The 26,925-nt window shown below is 38.3% G+C and carries 21 protein-coding genes; 11 read left to right on the top strand and 10 right to left on the bottom strand.

Features of this window, described 5'->3' with window-relative positions:
• Positions 1-40 precede the first annotated feature (40 nt).
• The 5 genes from aroQ to A37Q_RS0110535 form a co-directional block, all read right to left on the bottom strand.
• Positions 41-487: a type II 3-dehydroquinate dehydratase gene (aroQ, locus tag A37Q_RS0110555; RefSeq protein ID WP_018300239.1), complete on the bottom strand. Its 447-nt coding sequence runs from the start codon at positions 485-487 to the stop codon at positions 41-43.
• The gene (locus tag A37Q_RS0110550; RefSeq protein ID WP_018300238.1) at positions 480-1,310 is read right to left on the bottom strand and encodes a symmetrical bis(5'-nucleosyl)-tetraphosphatase; all 831 of its coding nucleotides are present in this window, start codon (positions 1,308-1,310) and stop codon (positions 480-482) included. The genes aroQ and A37Q_RS0110550 overlap by 8 nt, the downstream gene beginning before the upstream one ends.
• Positions 1,295-2,092, bottom strand: a complete 798-nt coding sequence (gene rsmA, locus A37Q_RS0110545; RefSeq protein ID WP_018300237.1) for a 16S rRNA (adenine(1518)-N(6)/adenine(1519)-N(6))-dimethyltransferase RsmA — start codon at positions 2,090-2,092, stop codon at positions 1,295-1,297. Before rsmA ends, A37Q_RS0110550 begins: the two co-directional genes overlap by 16 nt.
• A 2-nt stretch (positions 2,093-2,094) precedes the next feature.
• Positions 2,095-3,510: a peptidylprolyl isomerase gene (locus A37Q_RS0110540; protein WP_018300236.1), complete on the bottom strand. Its 1,416-nt coding sequence runs from the start codon at positions 3,508-3,510 to the stop codon at positions 2,095-2,097.
• 113 nt (positions 3,511-3,623) lie between these two features.
• The gene (locus tag A37Q_RS0110535; RefSeq protein ID WP_018300235.1) at positions 3,624-6,254 is read right to left on the bottom strand and encodes an LPS-assembly protein LptD; all 2,631 of its coding nucleotides are present in this window, start codon (positions 6,252-6,254) and stop codon (positions 3,624-3,626) included.
• 245 nt (positions 6,255-6,499) lie between these two features.
• Between A37Q_RS0110535 and dnaE the strand changes: the two genes are divergently transcribed.
• The 4 genes from dnaE (at position 6,500) to A37Q_RS0110515 (ending at position 14,799) form a co-directional block, all read left to right on the top strand.
• Complete coding sequence (dnaE, locus tag A37Q_RS0110530) at positions 6,500-9,991, top strand: DNA polymerase III subunit alpha (RefSeq protein ID WP_018300234.1); 3,492 nt, start codon at positions 6,500-6,502, stop codon at positions 9,989-9,991.
• 102 nt (positions 9,992-10,093) lie between these two features.
• Complete coding sequence (locus tag A37Q_RS0110525) at positions 10,094-11,332, top strand: metallophosphoesterase (RefSeq protein ID WP_026196643.1); 1,239 nt, start codon at positions 10,094-10,096, stop codon at positions 11,330-11,332.
• A gap of 206 nt (positions 11,333-11,538) precedes the next feature.
• Positions 11,539-11,835, top strand: a complete 297-nt coding sequence (locus tag A37Q_RS0110520) for a hypothetical protein (RefSeq protein ID WP_018300232.1) — start codon at positions 11,539-11,541, stop codon at positions 11,833-11,835.
• A 192-nt stretch (positions 11,836-12,027) separates the two neighbouring features.
• On the top strand, positions 12,028-14,799 hold the full coding sequence (locus A37Q_RS0110515) for a valine--tRNA ligase (protein ID WP_018300231.1): 2,772 nt from the start codon (positions 12,028-12,030) through the stop codon (positions 14,797-14,799).
• Here A37Q_RS0110515 and A37Q_RS0110510 read toward each other — a convergent pair.
• From A37Q_RS0110510 to A37Q_RS0110500, 3 genes are all read right to left on the bottom strand, one after another.
• Positions 14,794-15,519, bottom strand: a complete 726-nt coding sequence (locus A37Q_RS0110510) for a hypothetical protein (RefSeq protein WP_018300230.1) — start codon at positions 15,517-15,519, stop codon at positions 14,794-14,796. The genes A37Q_RS0110515 and A37Q_RS0110510 overlap by 6 nt on opposite strands.
• Positions 15,520-15,523: 4 nt before the next feature.
• Positions 15,524-16,561, bottom strand: coding sequence for a tryptophan--tRNA ligase (locus A37Q_RS0110505; protein WP_018300229.1), 1,038 nt, complete (start codon positions 16,559-16,561; stop codon positions 15,524-15,526).
• Between the two features lie 107 nt (positions 16,562-16,668).
• Positions 16,669-17,703 (bottom strand): FUSC family protein, encoded by a 1,035-nt coding sequence (locus A37Q_RS0110500; RefSeq protein WP_018300228.1) that lies wholly within the window; start codon positions 17,701-17,703, stop codon positions 16,669-16,671.
• 116 nt (positions 17,704-17,819) lie between these two features.
• Between A37Q_RS0110500 and A37Q_RS15280 the strand changes: the two genes are divergently transcribed.
• Positions 17,820-18,317: a DUF2062 domain-containing protein gene (locus A37Q_RS15280; RefSeq protein ID WP_154648677.1), complete on the top strand. Its 498-nt coding sequence runs from the start codon at positions 17,820-17,822 to the stop codon at positions 18,315-18,317.
• Between the two features lie 72 nt (positions 18,318-18,389).
• Positions 18,390-19,736, top strand: a complete 1,347-nt coding sequence (locus A37Q_RS0110490) for an O-antigen ligase family protein (protein ID WP_026196639.1) — start codon at positions 18,390-18,392, stop codon at positions 19,734-19,736.
• Positions 19,737-19,740: 4 nt separating this feature from the next.
• Here A37Q_RS0110490 and bioA read toward each other — a convergent pair whose 3' ends face one another.
• The gene (gene bioA, locus A37Q_RS0110485; protein WP_026196638.1) at positions 19,741-21,030 is read right to left on the bottom strand and encodes an adenosylmethionine--8-amino-7-oxononanoate transaminase; all 1,290 of its coding nucleotides are present in this window, start codon (positions 21,028-21,030) and stop codon (positions 19,741-19,743) included.
• Between the two features lie 88 nt (positions 21,031-21,118).
• On the opposite strand from bioA, the gene bioB reads away from it, so the two are divergent.
• From bioB to bioD, 5 genes are read left to right on the top strand one after another with little or no spacing between them, the layout of a single operon-like run.
• Positions 21,119-22,120: a biotin synthase BioB gene (bioB, locus tag A37Q_RS0110480; RefSeq protein ID WP_018300224.1), complete on the top strand. Its 1,002-nt coding sequence runs from the start codon at positions 21,119-21,121 to the stop codon at positions 22,118-22,120.
• On the top strand, positions 22,110-23,288 hold the full coding sequence (locus tag A37Q_RS0110475) for an aminotransferase class I/II-fold pyridoxal phosphate-dependent enzyme (RefSeq protein ID WP_018300223.1): 1,179 nt from the start codon (positions 22,110-22,112) through the stop codon (positions 23,286-23,288). The genes bioB and A37Q_RS0110475 overlap by 11 nt, the downstream gene beginning before the upstream one ends.
• Positions 23,282-23,944, top strand: a complete 663-nt coding sequence (locus A37Q_RS0110470; protein WP_018300222.1) for a hypothetical protein — start codon at positions 23,282-23,284, stop codon at positions 23,942-23,944. Before A37Q_RS0110475 ends, A37Q_RS0110470 begins: the two co-directional genes overlap by 7 nt.
• Complete coding sequence (locus tag A37Q_RS0110465) at positions 23,937-24,674, top strand: class I SAM-dependent methyltransferase (RefSeq protein ID WP_018300221.1); 738 nt, start codon at positions 23,937-23,939, stop codon at positions 24,672-24,674. The genes A37Q_RS0110470 and A37Q_RS0110465 overlap by 8 nt, the downstream gene beginning before the upstream one ends.
• Positions 24,661-25,359 (top strand): dethiobiotin synthase, encoded by a 699-nt coding sequence (gene bioD / locus A37Q_RS15275; RefSeq protein ID WP_018300220.1) that lies wholly within the window; start codon positions 24,661-24,663, stop codon positions 25,357-25,359. Before A37Q_RS0110465 ends, bioD begins: the two co-directional genes overlap by 14 nt.
• On the opposite strand, the gene A37Q_RS0110455 is transcribed toward bioD, so the two are convergent.
• Entirely contained in the window at positions 25,329-26,810 is a 1,482-nt protein-coding gene (locus tag A37Q_RS0110455) for a POT-type proton-dependent oligopeptide transporter (RefSeq protein WP_018300219.1), read from the bottom strand. The two genes, bioD and A37Q_RS0110455, sit on opposite strands and share 31 nt — an antisense overlap.
• Positions 26,811-26,925: the final 115 nt, after the last annotated feature.

The following is a 26,925-nucleotide window of genomic DNA, read 5'->3' as shown; positions in this document are numbered from 1 at the left end:
ATGTGCATCTATTGGTTTGCTAATTCATTGCTAAGTGTTGTTAAACGCAATTATGCTGACAGTATTCAACAGCAGCTTGCATTGCAAGCTCGTAGCTCTTGGCACCAAATCCCGAGATTATACCATAAGCGATATCTGAAAAATATGATGTGTGCCGAAAATGCTCTCTTTTTTGTGGATTGGAGAGATGTGTTTCAATAAATGGAATATTCACTGCAAGGAGTGTATCTCTTATCCCGACACTTGTATGAGTATAGGCAGCAGGATTAATGATAATAAAGTCTACCGCACCTTGTAGGCTTTGTAGTTTATCAATGATTTGACCTTCATGATTAGATTGAAAATGTTCGTACTGCAATTTGTTTTCTAACGCTATTTTCTCTAATGTTTGATTGATAGAATCTAATGTTGCAGTGCCGTAAATATCAGTTTCTCGCTGACCTAGAAGGTTTAAATTTGGTCCATGAACGACAAGTATCTTAGCCATTTTGTGCACTCCTTAATTTGGATGAAACTTGGTAAATATGTTTGCTATCAATACAATAAGCACTAAGAGCACCTCCCCAAACACACCCTGTATCAATCGCAATACAACGTGGGTTATTTGTTACACCTTTAAGAGCAGCCCAGTGACCAAAAATAAGTGTGTATTTTGATTTTATTTTCGGATTTGGGATATTAAACCATGCATCAAAATTCTCAGGGGAGTTACCGAGTGTTCCTTTAAATGATAGATCTAATACGCCTTTATCATTGCACAGACGCATACGAGTAAAATAATTGGCAATACAGCGCCAACGATTCACACCTTGCAGGTGCTTTCTCCAGCGATTTGGCTCATTGCCAAATAAATTAGCTAAAAAAAGTCGACAGCAGATGTCCGTTTGCAAGACAAACTCAAGCTCTCGGGCACGTTTTTTTGCTTTTTTAATTGACCAGTTAGGCGGGATCCCAGCATGTGTAATGATGTGATTATCATGTTGGTATAAAAGATGTTGTTTTTTAAGCCAAGCTACAAGTTCATGCTTGTCCTTTGCTTGTAATATATCATCAAGGGTGTCATTTTTATTTGCTGGCAGGTAACCATAGGAAAGCGCAAGTAGGTATAGATCATGATTGCCAAGCACCACCTTAGCTGATTTCCCAAGCGATTTAATAAAGCGCAGCACCTCTAGAGATTTTGGCCCTCGATTTACCAAGTCTCCTACAAAAATAAGCTTATCTTCAGTAACTGAGAATGAGATTTTATCTAATAGCTCCATCAGCTCATCATAGCAGCCTTGTATATCACCAATTACATAGGTTGACATTGTTTCTCCTCGATAAAATTGCTCAGTGCCACAAAGTCTTTAACAGATAAATTTTCAGGCCTTTTTGTGATATCTATAGGCGCTAAGAGGAGTGTGCTGCTATCAGTTACAAAAGGCTTTAGCGTATTTCTTAATGTCTTTCTGCGCTGCTCAAAGGTCTGTTTGACAATTTTTGCAAACAGTGCTTCATTTTTGGCTTTAAAAGGCAGGCTTGAAAAGGGCGTCAGGCGAATAATTTTAGAGTCCACTTTAGGGGCTGGGTAAAATGCATTCGGGGGAACAATAAATAAACCTTCAGTTTGAAAATAGTATTGAAGCATCACGCTTAATCGACCATAGGTTTTATTATTCGGTGAGGCAGTAATTCGGTCAACCACTTCCTTTTGCAGCATGAAGTGCATATTTTTAAACATGCGCGCAAATGGAATAAGATGGAATAAAATTTGCGAGGAAATGTTATAAGGTAAATTGCCAATAAGTTTTATCTTATCCTCATGAAATAACTGATCAAATTGAACAGTAAGAATATCCTGATGAATAATATTAAGTGTGCCAATGGCTTTGGTCTTATCTTTCAACACAGGAATAACATCACCATCATATTCAATCACGCTAAGCGATTTTGCCCTTTTTAGAATATGGGTAGTAAGTGCGCCAAGACCAGGTCCAATTTCAATCACATTATCTCCAGCGCTAATATGAGCCTCATGAATGATTTTATGAATGATATTTTGATCTTGTAAGAAGTTTTGCCCAAGAGATTTTTTTGCTTTATGTGGCATTGTTATTGCTCAGGCAGTTTGAGTTTATCATCTAAAATTTTAACATAGGCGCTGTCTCGTAAAGAGAGCATCCAGGTTTTAAGTGCCTGTTGAGCGTTTTGCTGGAAAAGCGCGTTGGTTGCTTGTTCAGTTTGATAAGCTTTAGTGTTATCTTCTTTTCGTTTATCATTTACCTGAATAATTTGCCACTGATTGCCAACCTGAAAAGGTGTTGAAATCTTACCTATCTTGGTGGTTTTAATTTTGCTAGCAAGCACTGGCGATAGCGTATTTGGATCTATCCAGCCCATATTGCCACCATCACTGGCATTATCATGATTTTGTGAGTTTGCTTTAGCAGCATCAGCAAAACTTTGACCGTTGTCAATCGCGGTGATAATTCTTGACAGCTTTGCTTTAGCTTGTTCATTATCAACAATAGGCGAGGTGTCAATTACGATTTGACTCACCTTATACTGATCAACGTAGTGTTTTGCACTTTCAGGCACTTGTTTATCATCAAGCTTAATAATCTGAATGCCGCCGTTTGCGATAAATGGGGGAGCAATCTCGCCAGCTTGTAGTGTTGCAACCGCATCAGCATAAATTTGAGGTAGCTCTGAGAGTTTTCTTGAACCAAGAGAGCCTCCACTTGAGGCATTGGTGCTTTGTGAGTACTTCTGAGCAGCTGCAGAGAAAGAGATTTTCTTTGCTTTAATGTCATTAATAATATCATTTGCTTTTTTAAGCTCAGTATTTTTCTGTGCATCTGTGGCATTTTGAGGCAGTGCCAAAAGGATATTTTGCACCGTGTAAGTAACGCTGTTATCAGAAAAATGAGTTTTAATATACTTTTGAATATCTTGAGGTGGAATATAGACTTTTCCAGCAATCGCACGCTGCTGTAGTTTATTGATGATCATTTGATGCTTAACAGTATTAAAGTAATCTTCAAAGCTTAAATTTGAATGTTTAAGTCTTGTTTTTAGTGCATCTAAGCTCATTCCATTTTGTGCAAGAATTTGTGCGATAGAAGCATTCACCTCATCATCTGAAACACTAATGCCTTGTCGTTTTGCCATTTGTAGGGCAATGGTTTGGTTGATGAGCTGTTGAAGCACTTGCCTTTGTAATGTCAGCGTATCTGGCAGTTGGGCATTTGGCTGCTCTTGCAATTGTGCTTTTGTTTTGACGACCTCGGCATTAAGCTCAGAAAGTGTAATAGGCTCATCATTAACCACTGCAACAATTTCATTAATAATATGTTTGCCCTTTGGTGTGGTTTTCACCTCTGGCAGTTTGGTCATATTTTTTTGAATGAGTGATGGGTTTTGTAAAAGCGTTGGCGGCGAGTTTGTGCTTTGCTCTTGTGCGATGGCAGTTGAGCTTAAAACTAGCGCAGCCCCAGCAAGATAAATTGAAGTTTTAATTAAACGCATCTATGATTCTTATACGATTAGCTTATCGCCATTATATACAGATTATGTGCTCTTTTATAGTGTTTCTTCCAGTGATTCAAAGCAAGCTTAACTTACCTTTGGGTGATGGCTGATTAACCAAAGCTGGAGTTAGCATTGTAACCATTAATCATACTTAAGCGTTGGCTAAGGGAACTCTCGCTACTTCCGCCTAAGCCTTTTAGCTCAAATTGGAAAATAAAGGCATTGGTGAGAGGGCCTGTAACTTGTGATGGATTGTTTGGATCACTTGAGGAGTTTACATAGCGTTGTGCTAAGAATCTGATAGCCCAAGTACATGCATCATATTGAATGCCTGCGAACATATTGGTGGTATGGCGGTTATTAAATGCATAACTCCAAAGCCCTGCGAGTGACCAATGTGGTGTTAGCTTCCAAAGCGCAGAGAAGGTAATTTGAGAGAGCGGATCTGGCTTTTGATTATTTTGAATTTGCTCTGGTGTAAGTGAGGCATAGTTATCTTGAATATTCTGATAGCCAACGTTAAATATATGGTCATTATCAGGCATAAATTGTAGCTGATAGGTCTGTGAGTCAACATTGCCGTTATTTGGGTTCCATGTAGCATTGCTTAATAGCTGCCAGTGTGGTAAAAACTGGTAGTTGAAAAAGCCTGCAACATCTGAGAAAGTCGAATCATAAAACGGCACATAAGAGTTAGCGCAGTTAGCATCCGTACCCGAACATAAAGAGACTCGTCTGTCTGCAAAATAAGCAATTTGTCCAATGCCCGCACTGATGATATTTTTGCCTGTCTCAGCGTCATTGATAGAGGTTTGTAAAGCGTAGGATAATTGATTTGCATTGTTAATTCTATCATAACCGGTAAAGCTATTTGTTTGGAACAATGAGGCATAGCTAAAGTTACTCAGTGACGTATCAAACAAGGGGATGTTGCTTTGGTTTTGATAAGGGATGTAAGTATAAAATAGCCTTGGTTCTAGGCTTTGGGTGTATTTGTGGTTATTCAGCTCAAAGGTTCGATCAAAGTACAATCCAGTATCAACATTCACAATTGGTAAAGTGCGGGTAACACTTTGCTCTGGGAATTGATTTTGTGAGAAATTAGGATCACTTGAACTGACTGCATCTCGATTTTGAAGTGTGTATAAGGTGCCGCTCATTGTCAAAGATGGTGTGAAAAAGCCCCAGCTCTTTTTAAAGGGGAAGCTCAGCATCGGAGCGCTATAAAGCCTTTGGCCATCTACTTGACTTAATCCATCCAAGCTTGGTTTATAGAAGTAGGTGAATTGATTGGTCCAGCTAAAATCAAAATGTGGAAGTACGCCTGGATAGGTGTAGTTTGCATTAATTTGCGGGAGCATCCAATATGGTCTGTTTGCCAAATACATCGTATCATCAATAACATCATAAGCCTGAATGTTCGTATTGAAGCTAAAATGTGGATCAGCGTAACCAAATTTAAATTGTCTATTTAATAAAGTTTGGGTGGACAATCCCATATTATCACTATCAAAGTCATTATAAAAATCTTTATCGCCAATGTATTGATAGTTCAAAAAGCTCGTCCAATTTTGTCCATAGGTGCCATAATCGGTAACAGAAAAGGCTTTTCTATCGGTGCCTGTTTTCCCATCATCTGGCATGTATTGGACATCAACGTTTCCGCGTTGTGTTTCGGTTAAGAACCTAAAATTCCCATCAAGCAATACGCCTCGGTGATTGTAGACGGTAGGGGTTAATAGAAAATCATAATTGGGTGCTATATTCCAGTAAAACGGTGTTGATACATAATAGCCAGAATTGCTGTTGTATCCAGCAGTTGGGTATAAGAAACCGGTTTTTCGTCTATTATCAATTGGAAAGGTAATATAGGGCCAATATAAAATCGGCATGCCTTTGACATAGAATAAGGTGTTATACGAGGTTCCCATGCCGCTTTTTCTATCAAGATCTAATGTGCTGGATTTAAGCATCCAATCGTTATCATAAGGGCTGCCCGTTGCGTAGGTGGCATTTTTTAAGGTGTAGCTGGTTTTACTATGCTGCACGACTTTATCAGCATGACCATGAGCAAACCCTGTAAAGTTTGAAGATTTCTCAGCGTTTTCTGTGTTGGCAATATTTGCCAAAGAGCCACCTGGCTTTTGACGCACCCTTATCAGATAATAAGTGTCATTAAATGTAGCAGTATTATTGCTGATATTCGCAGTTCCGGTTTTACTGATAGCTAATTGCCCTGGCTGGCTGATATTGACATTGCCAGATAAATCAATCTTATTAAATTTATCTGAGTTTTCAGTTTTGTTAAGGATGGCTTTATCTGCAGAGAGATATTGGTTGCCTTTTTTAACCTCAACTGTTCCCTCAGCAGTAATCGTACCATCTGGAGAATATTGACTTCGTTGGAATTGAATATCGGGATCTTTTGACGGGTTAGGAATAATAGGGTATTGGTAATAATAGCCACCGCAAATATTATCAGGGCTATTTGTTGGAATCCAATTCAGTGCGTTGGCGATAATCTGTGCTTTCTCTTTAGGAAGGACATTTGTTTTGAATAAATCTTGAGTGTTATCGCCAGTTTCACTACATTGCCATGTTCCATCTTTATTTGCATGACACTGCCAGCTCTTTTGCAGAGGGTTTTCTAAGGTGATTTTAGCCAGCCCAATGCTTGGCGCAGTGCAGGCAATCGCCAAATAAATAAGCTTTATGTTAAAGTTTTTATCAAATATGTTCATCTTGTTGTCTTATCAAAGGAGTGTTTGGTTTATCTATCAAAAACCAATTTGTGTACTTCTGCTCTTAGCTTCTAGTGATATTCTATCGTTTTAAAGGTAGAATTCTAGGAAAAAGTATATCTTTACCGATTTTTCCATACTGCTTCTTTGCTGTTGTTGTGTATTTTGCCTCTTGCTAGCGCTGGCATTTGATACATGATAGACTTAATCATTAGTCTGAAATACCGTTATAATGAATTAGCTTTATGGCCACGCAATTTGCGCATTTAAGAGTACATAGTGAGTATTCTCTTGTTGATAGTATCATTCGTTTAAAACCACTACTTGCAGAATGCGTTAAGCGCAATATTCCTGCCATTGCTTTGACAGATATGAGTAATATGTTTGCCGCAGTGAAATTTTATAAATTAGCCTTGGCAGCGGGGGTTAAACCTATTTTTGGCGTGGATTTATTAGTTGAGGGAGAAGATGGTGAGTGCTTTGAGCTCACGCTTTTAGCCGAATCGAATAAAGGCTATCAGTCTATTTCTGAGCTCATTTCCAGAGCATATTTGGATGCTGAGCGCTATCAAGGCGTTCCTGTTGTCGTGAAATCATGGCTAAGAGAGTATGACTTTACAGAAGTGATTATTTTAAGTGGCGGTATGGAAGGGGAGCTTGCAAAAGCCCTTTTGACAGGTCATCCAAATAGAGCAAAGTCACTCGTTTCATTTTATCAATCACTTTGTGGTGAAGAGAACTTTTTTATTGAAATTGAACAGCTTTCCAAAGCAGATGATTTTCAATATATAGAACTTGCTAAGGCATTATCTCATAAGCTTAAGGCGCCACTTGTTGCAAGCAATAGCGTGCGCTTTTTAAATGAAGAAGATTTTGATGACCATGAAGTCAGAGTGGGCATTTATCAGGGCTATACGCTTTTAGATGAAACCAGAAAGACACGCTTTAGTACTAAGCAGTATTTGCGCTCAGCCGATGAAATGAGTGCACTTTTTAAAGCGACGCCAGAGGCAATTGAAAATGCACTTATTATTGCCAAGCGCTGCAATGTTACCTTTAATCTGGGCGATGCTGTGTTGCCACGCTTTGACATTCCGCAAGGTTTAACTGAGGCTGAATATTTTGCTAAGGTGTCATACGATGGGCTTAATGAGCGCTTTGCCATTATGCTAAAGGATAAAAATGAAGCGGAAAAATTATCTATAATTCAAGTCTATGAGCAAAGACTTCAAATAGAGATTGACGTTATTTGCCAGATGGGATTTCCAGGGTATTTTTTAATCGTTGCCGATTTTATTAAGTGGTCGAAAGAAAATCATATCCCTGTAGGACCTGGGCGTGGCTCAGGGGCTGGGTCTTTGGTTGCCTATGCGCTGAAAATTACAGATATTGACCCCATTCCATACGGGCTTCTTTTTGAGCGATTTTTAAACCCAGAGCGGGTTTCTATGCCCGATTTTGATATTGATTTTTGTATGGACGGGCGAGATCGGGTAATTGATTATGTAGCAAGAAAATATGGCTTTGAAAGTGTATCACAGATTATTACCTATGGATCTATGGCAGCAAAAGCTGTGGTGCGTGATGTGGGTCGTGTATTAGGTCAGCCTTATGGCTTTGTTGATAAAATTGCTAAATTAATTCCAAATGATTTAGGGATAAAACTCCAAGATGCTTGTGCAAAAGGAACACCTTTATATGATTATGCCAAAGAAGATGAGGCTGTAGAGAGTATTTTACAAAGTGCATTGAAACTGGAGGGGTTAACCAGGAGTGTCGGAAAGCACGCTGCTGGGGTGGTGATATCGCCATCAAAAGTAACTGATTTTTCTCCTATTTATTGTGAAGAAGGCTCTAAGCAGTTAGTTACGCAGTTTGATAAAAAAGATGTTGAAGAGGTTGGTCTTGTCAAATTTGACTTTTTGGGGCTTCGAAACCTAACGATTATTGATAATGCACTTAAGATTGTAAATAAAACAAGACAAAGACAATCACAAGAAGCGATTGATATCGCGCTCATACCGATGGATGATCAAAAGACTTTTCAGTTGTTACAAAAAGGTGATACAACAGGGGTTTTTCAGCTTGAGTCTCGCGGCATGAAAGAGCTTATCAAGCGTTTAAGACCAGATTGCTTTGAGGATATTATTGCTTTGGTTGCCCTTTATAGACCAGGTCCTTTAGGCTCTGGGATGGTCGATGATTTTGTTAACCGTAAGCATGGCCGTCAGGAGGTAAGCTACCCGCATCCTGATCTAAAAGAAGTGTTGAAAGAGACTTATGGAACAATCTTATACCAAGAACAGGTGATGCAAATTGCACAGATTCTGGCAAATTATTCATTAGGTGCAGCGGATTTATTACGCCGCGCGATGGGTAAAAAGATTCCTGAAGAAATGGCCAAACAGCGTGAAACCTTTGAACAAGGTGCACTGGAAAATGGAATCGATGGGAAACTTGCAAGCTCTATCTTTGACTTAATGGAAGAGTTTGCTAAATATGGTTTCAATAAATCGCATTCGGCAGCTTATGCGCTTGTCTCTTATCAAACAGCTTATCTTAAAGCGCATTATCCCGAGGCATTTATGGCAGCAGTACTATCTTCTGATATGGATAATACCGATAAGGTTGTGAATTTTATCTCTGAATGTAAATATTTAAAGCTAAGCTTGAATCTGCCAAATATAAATGAAAGTGATTATGTCTTTACCGTCAATGATCAAAGTGAAATTGTATATGGTCTTGGCGCGATAAAAGGTGTGGGTCATGCAGCCATTGATTTGATTGCTGAAGAAAGAGAAAAAAATGGCGCGTTTAAAGATTTATATGACTTTTGTCTGCGCGTGGATTTAAGAAAAGTAAATAAGCGGGTTTGTGAGGCACTTATCTACGCAGGGGCGATGGATATATTAGGTGTGCATCGAGCGGGTTTGATGGCTGAGATTGAAGATGCTATGAAATCAGCAGAGCAAGTACAGCAAATGAATAATAGTGGCCAACTTGATTTTTTTGGATTTGCACAAAATGATGCCTCTGAGAAAAAGATAATGCCAAAAGATAAGCAAATACCACCTTGGAGCAATAAAGAGAAATTGATTTATGAAAAGTCTGTTTTAGGCATGTTTCTATCGGGTCATATTATTGATGAAGATCGTTTTTGGTTAAATGCTCTAAAAACAGTTCCGCTTAAAAATGTTGCGCCAACAAGGAAAAAAGAGTCGGTACTTTTAGCGGGTGTTGTTGTCTCTCTAACTCAGCGTAAAACCAAATCAGGTAAACTAATGGCAGTTTTGCAAATAGATGACTCTCAAGAGCGCATGGAGCTGGTAATTTTTAGTGAATTATATGATCGAATTAAGGAGGATATTAAGGTTGATTCCACTATTATTGTCGAAGGGGAAGCAAGTATTGATGCCTACAATGATCAGCTAAGAGTGAATGCACTTAAGATATTTACACTTGAAAACTATGTCAAGGAAGTGGCAAAGGGGTTGGAAATTATGGTTGATTTTAAAGAAATAGCACCTTTTTTATCTTGTATAAAATCTGGCTTAACTCAACAAAGCCATGCGGAAGCTGAACCATTTGAATATGAAAAAGGAATTTCACTTGCGGTGAATTCAGAGGAATATAGTGCAAAGTTTTTTGCAAGAAAACTTGATGTATGCATTTATCAGTTGGTTAATAAAATGAGGGAAATTACGCTACCCAGTAGCCATATTCAACTATTAAAATAGTTGATCAAAGTATCCAAAGATTCACTATGCATTTTGTATCGATATCATAAGGTGAAGCTTTGGGTTAAAGCAGATGAGAAAGGAAAGTTGAAGGAAAGTTTTATGAAAAAAATACTGCAGTATATCTTTGGTGCATCGCTTGCTATATCTTCAGTGTATGCAGCAGCACCAGTGGCAAATAAAATCAATTTTTTAAGTGTGTCAGATATTCATTTGAATGTTGAGCAAACTCATAAAATGGAGACTGATCCAACAGGTTATAATGGTGATAATGATATGGATGCAGCATCATTTAACGCTTTGATGGCACTTATTTCAAAGAACACCTATGCAAAAGAGACTATTCAAAAGCCGAGCTTTGTATTGTACCTTGGTGATATGGTTGGGCATCAGTCGCTCTTTTCATTTAACCGTGAGCAATATGTTAAGAAAAATGAGTTGGTAATTTACAAAGGGCTATTAAAAGCTTTTCCCAATACGCCCATTATTAATGTCTTTGGTAATAATGACAGTCCTCAGAAAAACTATGGTGATTTTACAAAAGGGGAGCTGTCTCCTTATAGTATTGCTATAGAGGCGGGTTTTAAAAATGGGTTTTTATCTTCCGGTGTGCTTTGTAAAGACTCAACAGCAGCCTACCCATGTATACAACAGCAAAATATACATTTAGGGTATTTCAGTATTCAGCTTGCACCGAAGCTACTACTAGTTGGGCTTAATAGTGTGATGTTTTCTCCTAATCATGCGGGAGATAAAGACAGTATTGCCAAAGAGTTTCACTTTTTGAAAGAAGTACTGGATCGCGCCAAGACACAAAAACAAAGTGTTTTAATTGCGATGCATATTCCTTTGGGCAACAATGTTTATGATGGTTCTGTTTTTTGGCAGGAGCAATATAAAAAAGCATTTATTGATCTCATAGCGCCGTACATGAGCGTTATTCAAGGAATGTTTGTTGGGCATACGCATATGGAAGAGTTTAAGGTTTTAAAGCTCTCTGGAAAAACAATCGGTGAGTATTTTACAGCGGGTCTATCAACTTCGCATGGTAATTCTCCATCATTAAAAAGTTATCAATTGGCACAAAATGCGCAAACAGATAAGTGGAGCATTGCAAATTACACAACCTATCAAATACACCAGCCTGAAGGCGATTATACGCTAAGCAAATACTATGACTTTGCATCACAATATTGCGCTAATGTTACCTATAAAAATGATATTAACCATTGCTTATCAGCGTTACAGTTTAATGATATAAAAGCGCGATATACTGTTGGCAATCCAAACTATCAAAACTATCGTGCAAAATCTCCCAAAGACTTTTATATCGTGCAATAAATTTTCTCTCAAGCTTACCTAACTGGCTAATGAAGGTATAGCTTTTTGTTATTAATGCGATAACTATTACTAATTAGATTGAGCAAATGTTCTATGACATAATGCTGATTACTGTTTATAAAGGTCCAATAGCTCATCGTCTGAAGTATTCGTTATTTAGACTTCAGCTTAAGTAGTGGAACCTTCTAGTTATGTGGGGATTAAATATGCCAAATCAGTACAGTGATAATTTTGAAATGAACATTGCAAAGAAATATGGTAAGTCGGCTTGTGAAGTATTGCATGAGTTCTGTGATAAAGGGGTTTCCTATGCAGAAGTATCTGAGTTAACCGGATATAAAATATGGACAGTGAAACGTTGGTGTAGGCGTTATGGCATTAGTCTCGCGCCGGTGCAAGTGAATGAGAGTGTTTCATTTGAATGCGATATGCTGAATAAAATTCATGAAAATGGGCTTAATAAATACAATGTGTTCTCAAAGCCTTGGGTGAATTATCACTAATAAATTGTCTATTTGAACTTTCCTAAATATGTCTTTATGACATAAATGATCGTCAAGCCTTTCTAACTCTAAATCAGTATTTGGTTTCATTCACAGCTATGGTATTATGGCTGCACGATTTTAAATGCATCTATTTCTTTAAATTGGGTGCGAGATAAAGCGCATTTTTTAGCGTAATAAGGCCAATCATTAATGTCTGAAATGAATAAAAATTATGATCCAAAATCACTTGAGCGCAAGTGCTATGAGAGCTGGGAAGCGCGTGGGTACTTTCGTTCAGGAAACACTGAAGGGGGGAGCTATAGTATTATGCTGCCTCCACCTAATGTTACTGGAACTTTACATATGGGGCATGGATTTCAGCATACCTTAATGGATGTGTTAATTCGTTATCATCGTATGATGGGTGATGATACCTTATGGCAGCCAGGAACAGATCATGCGGGAATTGCAACACAAATGGTTGTTGAGAGAAACTTAAATCTTGAGGGTATCTCGCGTCATGATTTAGGGCGTGAAAAGTTCATTGAAAAAGTATGGCGATGGAAGGAATACTCTGGTGGGAATATTACAAAGCAAATGCGAAGATTAGGTGCTTCAGCTGACTGGTCGCGTGAACGTTTCACAATGGATGAGGGCTTATCAAAAGCAGTGACGCAGGCATTTGTGAAATTACATGAAGATGGGCTTGCCTATCGTGGTAAGCGCCTTGTGAACTGGGACCCTGTGTTATTAACCGCGGTATCTGATTTGGAAGTGGTGCAAGAGGAGGAAAAAGGCTCCCTGTGGCATTTTAAATATCCTCTGAGCGATCAAAGTGGCTATATTGAAATTGCAACCACACGTCCAGAGACAATGTTAGGGGATGTGGCTGTTGCTGTGAATCCTGAAGATGAGCGCTACCAGAGTTTTATTGGCAAAAAGATTACCTTGCCAATTACAAATCGAGACATTCCGATTATTGCAGATGAATATGTTGAGAAAGACTTTGGAACAGGCTGTGTTAAAATCACACCAGCGCATGATTTTAATGACTATGAAATTGGCAAGCGTCATGATTTGCCAATGATTAATATTTTAACAAAAGAAGCTAAGTTAAATGATAGTGTGCCTGAGAAATACCGTGGACTTGATCGCTTTGATGCGCGTAAAGCCATCGTTGAGGATATGGATCAGCTCGGGCTTTTAGCCAAAGTTGAGTCGCATACACTTAAAGTCCCAAGAGGCGATAGAACATCAAGTGTGCTTGAGCCGTATTTGACAGAACAGTGGTTTGTAAAAGCAAGTGTGCTCGGCAAAAAGGCGCTTGAAGTTGTAGAAAATGGAACGGTTCGATTTGTGCCAGATAATTGGAAGAATACGTATTATTCATGGATGAGAGATTTACAGGATTGGTGTGTTTCTCGCCAGCTTTGGTGGGGACATAGAATTCCTGCTTGGTATGATGAAAAGGGCAATGTTTATGTTGCAGAGGATGAAAAAGCGGTACGTATTAAATATAACTTATCAGAAGATGTTTGCCTGACACAGGATGATGATGTTTTTGATACATGGTTTTCAGCCGCGCTTTGGCCTTTTTCGACGTTAGGTTGGCCAGAGAAGACAGCCGCGCTTGAGAAATACTACCCAACAAGTGTGCTTGTGACAGGGTTTGATATTATCTTCTTCTGGGTTGCCAGAATGATGATGTTTGGCCTTTATTTTATGAAGGAAATACCGTTTAAAGATATTTATATTACAGGACTTATTCGTGATGCAGAAGGGCAGAAAATGTCTAAATCTAAGGGCAATGTACTAGACCCTGTTGATTTGATTGATGGCATTGACTTGGGAAGTTTGATTGAAAAGCGTACTTCATCTCTTATGCAGCCTCAAATGAAGGCAAAAGTTGAAAAGCAGACAAGAAAGCACTTTCCAAATGGTATTGAAGCTTATGGAACCGATGCCCTTCGCTTCACATTTGTCGCGCTTGCTTCGACTTCGCGTGATGTTAATTTTGATGTTGCCAGAATGGAAGGATATCGAAATTTTTGTAATAAGCTTTGGAATGCCTCTCGCTTTGTGATGATGAATCTAGAGGGCTTTGATGTCACGTATAAAAATAAGCATGCCCTTGATATGGGGGTTGCAGAGAGGTGGATTTGGCATCAATTTAATCAAACAGTAGCGCTCTCACATAAACATATTGAAAGCTATCGTTTTGATTTATTAGCGCAATCTTTATATGAGTTTGTTTGGAATCAATATTGTGACTGGTATGTTGAGTTTGCCAAAGCACTATTAAATGACCCTAAGACAACTGAAAATAAAAAACAAGCGATCCAATATACTTTGATTAAAGTGTTAGAAGGAATATTGGCGTTGGTTCACCCAGTGATTCCATTTATTAGTGAGGCGATTTATCAAGAAGTTAAATCATATACAAAGAATACGAAAGACTCACTGATGTTGGTGAAATACCCTGAAGTGGATGTAACATTAGAAGATCAAAGAGCATGTGAGGAGTTGGAATGGCTGCAAAAAGTTATTACAGCGATTCGTACAATTCGCTCTGAGATGAATGTAAAACCAAGTGTATCTATTCCTGTTTATTTTAAAAATGCCAATGAAGTTTTAACAAGCAGAATTGAAAAGCTAAGTGATATAATTGCTCAGATGGCAAAAGTAGCTGATATTCATATAAACGTTGAAGCGCCGCTCTCAGCGACGAATATCGTTGCTGGATTGGAGATTCATATCCCACTTGAAGGGTTGATTGATCTTGATGCCGAACGCGCACGATTAGACAAAGAAAAGTTAAAGCTTGATAAAGAGATTAGCCGCATACAAGGTAAGCTTAATAATCAAAAATTTGTTGCTAATGCGCCAGAGGCTGTTGTCATTAAAGAAAAAGAAAAGCTTGCTAATTATGAACTGACAAAAACAAAGCTACAAACTCAGTTTGATAAACTATCAGCTTTATAGTCCGCAGCCATAATCCCAGCTGCAGGTTTTAGCAAACTCATCATAGTAGTTTTTATCTGTAGCATTCTTTTTATCTGCTAAGTATGCTGAAAAAGGCTTGTCAAACATCGTGGTATTGACTTTGCTTTCCAATGCCTCAATTCGTTGGATATCATTCTTAGTGAGTGTATTGGTATCTTGTTGAGTAAAGTGAATGCATGCTTGACACTCAAGTGAGCGGTGATTAAGCGGTGTCTTAAACGGTGTTTTCTCAATAAGCGCATCGCGTGATGATTTGCTATGTGCATAAAGAGGGTAGGAGACTGCTCTATCATCATAGCGCTCAGACTCCTCTATCTTGAATGGTAAGTCAAACTGGGATTTTGACATAGAGCGCTGATTGGGTAATAAAACCGTTGCTGTGAAATCTTCATCATGCTCTTCTAGCCAAGAAAGAATGGCCATACCTTTTAGAAAACCTGCACACCAATGGAACTTTTGTGAAGGAAACTGTTTTCTTGCCTCAACCAATGTGGAAAAGTCATGCTCAGGCTTGAGTCGCTGATGTGTAAACTCAAGGGCTTTTATCCATTTATCTGCAAGCTCGCATCGTGCCTCCCATTGCTCCCCTTGCCAACCGGTGTCAACAGAGAGTACATGGACATCATTTAACTTGTTTTCATAAGCCCATTGAATAAGTGCAATACTGTCATCACCAAAGTTTGCAATAATGGCGTACATAACACTAAATTCCAGCTTTTTTTCTAACAGCTGATAGCACCTTTTGTGCCTCTAATCTCGCTTTTTGCTGACCAGCTTTAAGATGCTCATCAATAATGTGGCGATTTGCCATCAAATCATCATATTTCTCCCTAAAAGGGGTTAAGACGCTATCGATTTTTTCAAATAAAATCTGTTTTGCCTCACCCCAGCCAATGCCATTTTGATAACGCTCTTTCAATGCATTAATTTCACTTGGTGTTGCAAAATGTTCATACAAAGAAAAGATCGTGCAGTTCTCGGTTGATTTTGGCTCCTCAGGCAGCTGAGAGTTGGTCACAATTTTCATGATGAGCTTTCGAAGCTTTTTAGAGGGCGCAAATAGTGGAATAGTATTTCCATAGCTTTTTGACATTTTTCTGCCATCTAATCCCAAAATTGTTTGTGTTTTCTCCTCGATCATTGCAGTTGGGACTGTGAGCGTATTGGTTTTGTATATATGATTAAAGCGATTGGCGATATCACGAGCAATTTCAATATGTTGAATTTGATCTTTACCAACAGGGACTAAATCTGCATTAAACATTAAAATATCCGCAGCCATAAGTACAGGGTAATTAAAGAGTCCCATATTAATACCGCTATCAAGATCTGCTTTCCCTTCCAGTTCATTTTGATCGACAGCAGCCTTATATGCATGTGCACGATTTAGAAGCCCTTTTGCTGTAACAGAGGTTAAGATCCAATTAAGCTCGGCGATTTCAGGAATGTCTGATTGGCGGTAAAATACAACCTTTGTGGGATCAAGCCCAAGTGCAAGCCAAGTGGCAGCGATATCGTAAATATATTCCTGACGCAATTTTGGATCCCAAAGCTTGATTAATGAGTGATAATCGGCAATAAAAAAATAAGCATTATACGCATCATTTTTAGCCATTTCTAAAGCAGGTTTGATTGCCCCAATATAGTTACCAAGATGTGCGATGCCTGAAGGGGTAATTCCCGTGAGTACAACTTTTTTTTGTTTATCTTGTTCGTTATGTGTCTTTTTTGATGCGTCCATTAAGCTATCCAAACATTTTTTATTTTATAAGTAACGCAACTTTAGGTTAACGTTAAATAAAGGGTGAAAAGAATTACTGCAAATACTAACAAAAAAGAGAAATAAGGTTAAGTGTTAAAAATGCGCTTTTGAATGGCGTAGACTTCTTCTAACATTTGCAATGTGCGTGTGAGTGAAAAGACAAGTGTGCTAACGTGAATATATTCCGGTGCAAGGTGTAAGGTCGATTTAAAGGCACTGAATTGAGCATTCAGCTTTTCTATTTCCACATGATTTTGCGTGTTTAAGGAGGCAAAGTTATCTGATAAGTGATTAAGTGCTTCTGATATGGAGCTATGTAAAGCAATAAACTCTGGGTGCTCAGCAAATTCCGCACGCTTTTCTGGATAGGCATGAATATATTCATAGGAAACACAAATATAGCGATAAAGTTGGCGAGTGGCATAATTCAGTGCTTGATAGTCCTTAATTCGCTTTTTTTGATTCTCATACATGATTTCGCTTGTAAGTGTGATTTGTTTATTAAAGTGAGTGAAGATTTGTGCCAGCAGCAGCTCATACTTTCCCCCGTCAACGAGTTCTCTGTGTAGAGTCCTAATTTGAATTAAGCAATCGGAGTAAGAGTGGAATATACGTTTACTTGCATGGATGGGAAAGACAAAGCGCCCTACGATAAAAGCAATAATGATGCCAAGGATAATCTCAAAACCACGAGAGAGTGCAAATTTAATATTTGGGTCGCTGGCAAATAGAATAATGGCTAATGTAACTGCGCCTAGTAAGCCAACATAGGAATATTTGGGGTAGGTTGCAGCAATAAAAGCACCGATATAAATAAATATTAGACAGAGAATAACTTGCATGGCAGGCAAGGTAGAAAAAACAAGCAATATAACAAGTGCAATTAACACGCTCCACAAAGTACCAAGCATGCGCATAATCGATTTATTGGTTAAGCCGCCCATATTAGTTTGTGCTGACATGATGACTAAAATGGTGATAACAATCCAAGAATACATTTCAGGCATATTCATCCAGTCGCCAAGAAAATGCCCAACTAAGAAGCCAATAAAGCTTGCCAGAGTGGTTTTAAAGGCATTAATGAGTGCATATTTATGTTTTTGTAACGTATTAATTAGCATGATTTTAATGGATAAGTTAACACAGTTAGAGTATACCAAGATGCCAGCAAAAACGCTTTAGTTAGCAAGCAAAAGGGTGATAGAATAGAGTGAACTATCATTGAACAGGTGCGGCCTTGAGAAAAAAACGTAAATGGATGCCATCTAAATCCGAAATACAAGAGCATAAATGGCTGAAGTTTCTGCATAGGCATATGCACCATGAGTATTTGTGGCGTTTTGATCAAAACGGCTTGGCCAAAGCAGCAGTCATTGGCATGTTTATGTGTATGATGCCAATGCCATTTCAAATGATTCCAGCAGCAATTTTTGCTGTGTTGTTTCGTGCGAATATTATTCTTGCTGTGGCGCTTGTCTGGGTGAGTAATCCTGTCACAATGTTGCCAATGATGTATGGCTCTTATATTATTGGCTGTTGGTTACTTGGGTCAACCCCTATTTTTCACGATGAAACATTGTCATTGAGTCATATCTTTTCACATTTACACAGCGTATTTCTACCCTTATTATTAGGAAGCGCTGTCATTGGGCTTGTCAGTGGGATCTTATTGGCAGTGCTGATTGTTTTTGGATTTAAAGTGCTTAGATGGACGAAAAAAAATAAAAAAAGCTAAAGAGCAGCTTTCTTGTAAATTGCTTTCTATACTTTGATATAGCTTAAGAGGTGAGTGCGCAAGGAGTCAAAGTTGCAATTCAAAAGTAAATTTAAATTTATTCACTTTATCTATACATGTATGCTCCTTGGGCTGCTTTTGGCTTTTTGGAGTCCGCTTGGGTTTTTATTAGGTGATATTACCGTTGGGATATTAACCTTTTTTTGGCGCGGTATGACAGTTCTTTTTATTTGGGTTGTATTGCTTTTACTTTTTATTATTTCCTCAAAAGGAAAAATGCTGATCGCTGAGAGTTTTTGCGCTTTATCAAAATGGATAAAGCTATTGATCATTGTCTTTTTTATCATCGGGATTCTCTCTGCATCAATCAAAGCATTTAGCCCGCCGACTGCATTTAAAGCCTTGGCAATTGATTTATCAATGTTGCTTTGTGTTTTGTATTTAGCGAGCTACTTTAAGCGTTATCCTGAGGCGATTAACTGGCTTATCGCAACTGTTATCATTTGTGCAATTTTATATTTTCTAATTACAGTCGGTTATTTATATGCAGTGGATTACTTGCTACACGCTCCGATGAATAAAAGTGAATATCTAAGCTTCATACTCAACCAGCTCAATTTTTCCAATAAGCGGTTTTTAGATCATTTTATCAGTTGGTTTTTGCCTCTTTTAGCTCTGCCGCTTATGTCATCAAACTATGTTAAGCTTATGAAAGTATTAAGCTTTATTGCAATGGTTGCGCTTTGGTTTTTTGTCATTGCACATGCCTCAAGGAGCATTCTGGTTGAATATGTGGTAATTCTTCTTGTAATGAGTGTACTCAATTACCGCATGACAATACGTTTTTTCTTTTATCATTTATCTGCAGCTGTTATTGCGGCTCTCCTGTTTATTATTGTCAATAGCTCAGTTGGGCTATTAAGTGTTCTAGAGAGAGATGTGCTTGCCAATGGTGACAGGTGGCTTTTGTGGGCTCGAACCTTAAATATAGCTATTCATAACCCACTTTTAGGTGTGGGAGAGCTAAATTTAGTATTCTATCTTCAAGATTATCCACATAATATTGTATTGGCAGTTTTTGCTCAGTGGGGCGTTGTCGCTTTAGCAGCCTTTTTGCTTGTGGTGCTAAGAAGCTTTATACGCGCAGTTCAGCTTATGAAGGAGTATATACAATCAGAGCTTTATTTTGTCGCTTTTTCTTCGGTATTAGCGGGAATGATTCATGCGCTATTTAGTAATCTATTTAGAATGCCATTAAGTCAAATTAGCCTTATATTTGCGCTTGGATTATTACTGTCATTTATGCGTACAAAAAGTGTGAGTTTAAGAATAGTGCCACTTATTGGCATGAATGTCTTTTTTGTCATATTAATGGCGGTTTTTATTATATTGCCCATGTATTATGTGACCGCAATGTAACTTATCAGTAAGCTAATAGCGCTTTTTCAGTTATCTTAGCAAGCTCATTTAAGGTATGAACCTCAGTGTTTAGTGGTGGCATCCAGTAAATGGTGTTACCAAGTGGGCGTAGTAGGGCGCCAAGTTTTACGGCTTGTTGAAAAACACGATATCCTGATCGGGTAAATTTAGGGGATTTGATATCGGCAGCAATAATGCCACCAATGCTTCGAATATTATGAAGGAGCTTGGTATTGTGAGAGATGTCGTGCATATTCTGAAGCATCGTAGGATGTAGCGTTTGCTGAACATACTCTAAAGTATTTTCCTTTTGAAAGATCTCCAAAACGCTTAAAGCACACGCTGAAGCAAGGGTGTTTCCACTATGTGTATGTGAATGCATAAAGGCTTTATATGTCTCATAATCATCATAGAAAATTTCATATATAGATTCGTGAGTTAGCGTAACACTAAGTGGAAGAACACCGCTTGTGAGCCCCTTTGATAGGCAAATAAAATCAGCTTGAATGTCAGCATGCTCTAGTGCCAGCATTTTACCTGTGCGACCAATGCCTGTCATGATTTCATCTGCAATAAGATAAACATCATTCTCTTTACACCAAAGACCAAGGCGTTTGATAAAATCTTGTGAATAAACAAGCATTCCCCCCGCGCCTTGCACAATCGGCTCAATGATAATGGCATTAAGCATTTGTCTATGCTGATTTAGAAAGCTTTGAGCTTGGAGCCATTCTTTTTCAGCATCATGCCATAAAGGGTCACCTTCCCCTGTAACGTAGGGAATATCAGGAATATATTCACAATCAAAAAGAAGACTTTGATAGGCATTTTTATAAAGCCCAAGATCACTGACACTAAGTGTTGCTGCCGTTTCACCGTGATAGGCATTTTGCAGTGCAATAAATTTGCATTTATCGCTTTGTCCTCGAATCACTCTGGCTTGTATCGACATCTTCATTGCAATCTCAACCGCACAAGAGCCATCACTTGCAAATAATACCTTATCCATTTTAGTAATATCACATAAGCTTTCGGTTAAAGCCTCAATTATTTGATTGGTCGTATTGGCTAAAATAGTATGCTCAAGCGAGTCAAGCTGAGTAATAATGGCTTGTTTGATCTTTGGGTGGTTGTGTCCCAGTGATTTACACCACCAGCTAGAGATAGCATCAATAAGTTTTTCCCCTGTTTGTAAGGTAAGGTAACTTTTTGAAGCGGATTGAATGGAAAGCGGAGTGAAGCTTTCATAGTCTTTCATTTGTGAGCATGGGTGCCATATAGGAGTTGAATACATAGCTAGTAAACTTAATTTAAAAATATTAGTTGACTGATGCAAAAATTATACCTAGATTAAAGCCAATGTAAATAACCGATCAAAAACAATGACAAGCTACACGCTACCTGAGTTACTAGAGATTTATCATCAACCATTTAATCAATTATTATTTCAAGCGCAATCAGTACACCAAAAACACTTTAAAGATGAAGTTGAGCTGTGTACTTTACTCAGTATTAAAACGGGAAGTTGTCCAGAGGATTGTAAGTACTGTCCACAAAGCGGGCATTACAAGACAAATGTAGAAAAAGAAAAGCTGCTCCCTTGTAATCTTATTGTTGCAAGAGCAAAAAAAGCCAAAGAAATGGGCGCAAAGCGTTTTTGTATGGGGGCAGCTTGGCGAAATCCACCGAAGAGTAAAATGCCAGAGTTAATTAATATTATTCAATCCATTAAAGATCTTGGACTGGAAACTTGTATGACACTTGGCATGTTGACTAAAGAAGATTCCGATAAGCTCGCTGAAGCGGGACTTGATTATTACAACCATAATATTGATACCTCCGAGAGCTATTATCCAGAGATTATTACAACACGGACATTTTCATCACGAATTGAGACGCTTAAAAATGTCTCAAGTTCAGGAATGAAAGTTTGCTCTGGTGGTATTTTAGGGATGGGCGAGACAACTGAAGACAGATTAGAGATGCTTATGATGCTTGCCTCTTTAGATACACCACCTGCAAGTGTCCCAATTAATAAGTTAATTCCTGTTCCAGGAACGCCACTAGGGGATGAACTTAAAATGGCTAAAGTGGATAATTTTGATTTTGTTCGTACCATCGCTGTGGCAAGAATATTACTGCCCACCAGTAAAGTTCGCCTTTCTGCTGGCCGCACTGAAATGAACGAGGAGATGCAGGCCTTATGTTTTATGGCAGGAGCAAACTCAATTTTTTATGGAGAGAGGCTATTAACAACGGCAAATCCAGATCAAAATAATGATTTAAAACTATTAAAAAAATTAGGGCTTGGCATCGAAAGTAATATGGAGGCTAAAGCTAAGCGCATTGATCAAATAGACGATGAATCTTTAAATGTACTCTAATAGGCGGGTGTTAGATCAGATAAATGAGATAAACATAATCAAAAAAAAGGCGCTCTATCGACAGCGCCGTGCATTTTATACACAAGAGGCGAGCAAAGAAATTGATGGCCGAAGTTGTATTGATTTTAGCAGTAACGATTATCTTGGTTTATCTCAGCATAAAGCGGTACAAAAAGCGCTGATAAAGGCGGTAAATCACTATGGTTTTGGAAGTGGCTCTTCGCCTGTTGTTAGTGGCTACTCTAAAGCAACAGCAACCTTTGAAAAGGAGTTTGCCGATTTTATAGGGTATCCTTGTGCTATGTTTTTCAACTCCGGATACCAAGCAAACCTTGCGCTTATGAGCTTTTTAGCAAGGAAAGATAAGACAATTATTGCTGATAAGTATATTCATGCATCTGTTATTGATGGGGTAAGGCTTTCAGGGGGAAAGCTTATGCGTTACCGACATCAAGATCTTTTGTCGCTTCAGCGGATATCAGCTAGATCCAATGCTGATTACTGTGTGACAGAAGGCATCTTTAGCATGGATGGTGATATTGCGCCACTTAGCACTATCTATAAAGTCATTCAGGATAAACAACATCTGGTTGTTGATGATGCGCATGGATTTGGCGTTTTAGGTGCTGGAGGGAAGGGGAGTGTGAATGAAGGAGGGCTAAGCTTTAAAGAGGTGCCTATTTGTGTTGTTCCTTTGGGTAAAGCGATGGGGGGAGCAGGAGCGATGATTTGTGCTTCAAAGGAGATCATTGAGATATTGGTGAATACTGCAAGGGCGTATATTTACTCTACTGCGGCACCTCCTTTTATCAGCGAAGCACTAAGAACATCTTTGGAGCTACTTCATTCAGAAGAGAGATTGAGGCATAAATTATTTGAAAATATTCAATATTTTAACGACTTAGCAAAACAGCATAATTTGCCTTTATACAATGATCAAATGACGCCTGTACGCTCTATTTTGATTAAGGATAATGCTTTAACTGTGACACTACAGCAAAAACTATTGTCAAAAGGAATGTTGGTCTCATGCGTCCGCCCACCAACAGTGCCCAAAGATACGGCAAGATTAAGAATATCCCTGTCAGCTACTCACCAGCTATCACACATTGATGAGTTGATCAAACTCTTGGTCATTAGCCTTCAAAAGAGAGAAGCGTTATGTTAAATGGGTTTGTTTCTAATGAAGTTGCCTACTTAAGTGGCTGGGGGTTTTCAGAGAGCTTATGGCAAGGTATTATCTCTAAAGGTGAGGGGAAGGGTGAGAGGTTTACCATTACAGATTTCCATCATTTAGGAAAAGAGCGTATTTTAGATATGCTTGCCCAAGCGCTTGTGCATATTAAGGTGATATATGCTTGGTCTTTCTCTGCGATCGTTATCATGGAGTTAATAAGAACTCAAAGGTTGACTGCATCTAGAATTTATTTCTATGCGCCAGCATTTAAATTGAATCTCACCGAGAAAGAAAAGCTCGCATTTTATCAGGCGTTTGATAAAACCCCCCAGAAACTTACAAGGCATTTTTTCACCTTAGTGGCAGATGGCGATAGGGAAAAAATAAACTGGTTAAGAGCAAATACAACGCTAGGGAATAAAACACAAAAAGAGAGTCATTTATTTGCACTTAAATGGATGTTTGATTTTTCTGTAATACAAGATGAGTTGGCTATTTTACTTGCCTCTGGCAAGGTTAAGATTTATCTCGCAGAGCGAGATCATATTATCGATAACACATTTCTATTAAATGGCGTCACGTTGCCAAATATTATCATGATGAACGGGCATAATCATTTAAGCTTACTTGGAGAGCGTTATGTTTGATGTAGCAACTCATTTTAATCGTGCAGCTCATAACTATGAAAAGGAAGCAAGTGTTCAGGAGTTGGTTGGTAGTTATTTATTGGAAATGATGGCGAAAGAAGAAGGGATACGTTCTTTTAAAGATATTAGCCTTTTGGAACTTGGTTGTGGGACTGCAAGAGATTGTGCGCTTTTGATAAAGCAATTTGCTATTAAAAACTATCTTGGTATCGATGGCGCTAAAAAGATGTATCTGACAGCAAAATCTTATTATCAACATCATGATGCTATTGATTTTTCTTTGCAAGATTTTGATGATGATCTAAGTGCTATTGGAGAGTATGATATTCTCTATGCAAATATGTCTTTGCATTGGTCAAGAGATTTCAAGGATCTGATTCATCGAGTCAAGTTACAGCTAAAACAACCTGGCTATCTCTGTTTTAGTATTCCACTTCAACACACCTTTAGTGAGTTAAGTGATTTTCGTATCAATCATTTTAAAAGCCATGCTTCAACCATAAAGTTATTGGCAGATTCAGGATATGAGCTGTGCTTTAGTAATGAGTTGTTTGAGCAAGTTTCTTTTCCGAGTCAGCTTTGCCAATTAAAACATTTAAAGAAAACAGGTGTAGATACCTATATTGGATCAAAGGCATATAGCTTATCTTCAGTTCGCCAGTATCTTAATATTAATAAGCCTGCGAGTTTAACTTATCATATAGGAGTATATATTTGTGCCATTAGATGATTTTTATGATGAAAGATTGAATGTATTGATCGGCGATAATCCACGCATTGGTATTGTTGGAACCGATACAGAGGTTGGTAAAACCTATGTAACAGTCAAGCTTTTAGAGTATTGTAATCAACAAAATCATGCAACTTTTGCAATGAAACCCATTGCTTCAGGTGCTTTTTTTCACAATGGTAATCTTGTCAATGAGGATGCATTAGCCCTTATGGAAGCATCGTCTGTCAAGCTTCCATATAATTTGGTTAATCCAGTCATCTACCAAAAGCCAATCGCGCCGCATATTGCAGCAGCTGAAATGGGTGACATGCTGAGTGTTGATGCTATACAAAGAGCTATTGAAAATAGCCTTAATGAGGTCAAATCTGATGTGAGTTTGATTGAAGCGGCTGGCGGAATACTTGTGCCATTAAATCATAATGAGTTATACATTGATGTATTTAAAAGCTTGAACATTCCTGTTATTTTGGTCGTTGGTATGAAGCTTGGCTGTATTAATCATGCGCTTTTAACGGTTGATTATCTCAAAATGCATCAGGTTGAATGCTTAGGTTGGGTTGCCAACCAGATCGATCCTAATATGTCTGTATATTATGAAAATGTTCAGACTTTAGAGAAAATGATGGGGGTTAGCAAGCTTGCAGAGTTTAGTTATTCAAGCTCACTTTGTAAGTTCGCCTGAACTTTATTGGCACTTACCATGTGGTTAATCTGCTTGAGTAAAAAAGCGAATATAACCGTAATAATGATTGCCACCACAGTCATTGCTAAGAAAATGTGTGTATAGGTTGGGTTAGTTGCTGCAGGGGATAAGCTACCTGTCTCATTGGCTGCGCTAAGAGCATAGTTTGAGATGGGGCCTGCAAGATTGATACCAAAGGCAACGTTCATAAATAGATACCCTGTAAAAAGCCCTTGATGTTGAGGGCGAATCATTTCTCCAGCCATCGCGTAGTTAACAGCATTAACATGAATTTCTCCCGCTGCAACGATCAGTAAAAGCAAAATTGGGAAGATAACATTAATTGCATTAACACCACCTGTTACCCAGATACCAAGTGGTATCATTAAAAAGGCAAAAATATAAAGACTTAAACCTTTTGTAACAAGATACCCAGGCGAATAAGGGCGATTGAGTGATTGGCGTCTTCTCATCGCATTTGCAAGGAAAATGCCGAAAATAATGACTCCTAAGCTTTCAAATAAATTAACGGTAGCCGGTTGCATTGGAATGCCAAGTAAAGACTTAGTTGTGTTAAATTCAACAAAGTTCTCAAGTGCGGTAGATTGTAAGCCCTGAACACAGGCAAAGATCATGCTTGCAACGCTAAGAATCAAATAAGAGTAGATCTTCGCGCGATAAGTTGCATCTTGCTTGCGTGCAAGGTTAATCATTAATGCTAAAACAACAAAAAATACAACGTAAATAAGAGATGAGCCGATTTCAGGGTGATGCATAAGGAAAAAAGCAAATACTAAACAGGCAGAAATAATAACAGGGGCAATAAAATAATTATGCTCTCCTTTAGCAAAACGCTCAGCAAAGAAAGTTCCCTTGTCAGTAACATACTTCCAAGTGCGCAGGTGAATGCCCATTGAAATAACAATACAAACTGCCGCAAAAATAAAAGCAACACTGTAGAGATTATGTCCTTGTAAAATTCCTGCAACAATAAAGCTTAGAACAAAGCCAATGTTCATAAAACTATAATTGACAGAAAATGCAATGCGTCTTCTTTTATCATTTTGGGAAAATAACTGAGTTAACATCATATTGATGCAGCTGACATTAAGGCCGGCTCCTGTGATGAATACGGCCATCCCAATCAAAATAATGCTGTATTCATGAACAGCAATAAGACAAAGCCCGATAAACTGTAAACAAAGACTGACTGAAAAAAGCGCGCGAAAACTAAGGTATCTGCCACCTACTGTTCCACCTAGGAAGTGAAACAAAAAGTTAATGGCAAAAAAACTTGCGGTTAATGTATTTGCCTCCATGCGGCTCATGCCACCGTGATTGCTAAGGTAAAAGTTTAAAAGCCCCATTAAAACGGCGTAACCTACTGTTGAAAACACTTGTAGTAGGTTAATATTTATCACCCCTTTAGGCATATCTTTATAGCTTAACATAAATTATAAAATTCCCCTGTAAATTGCAAAAGCTCTCCATGGTAACCATTAAAATTGCTTTTGTCACATAAAATCATCTTTAAAAATCTGTGATTAAAGCAGTTTGATGATCATG

The sequence above is a fragment of the Fangia hongkongensis FSC776 = DSM 21703 genome, from assembly GCF_000379445.1.
GTDB classification, from domain to species: domain Bacteria; phylum Pseudomonadota; class Gammaproteobacteria; order Francisellales; family Francisellaceae; genus Fangia; species Fangia hongkongensis.
The sequence above is the reverse complement of the archived record's forward strand: the minus strand, read 5'-3'. Positions and strand labels throughout refer to the sequence as shown.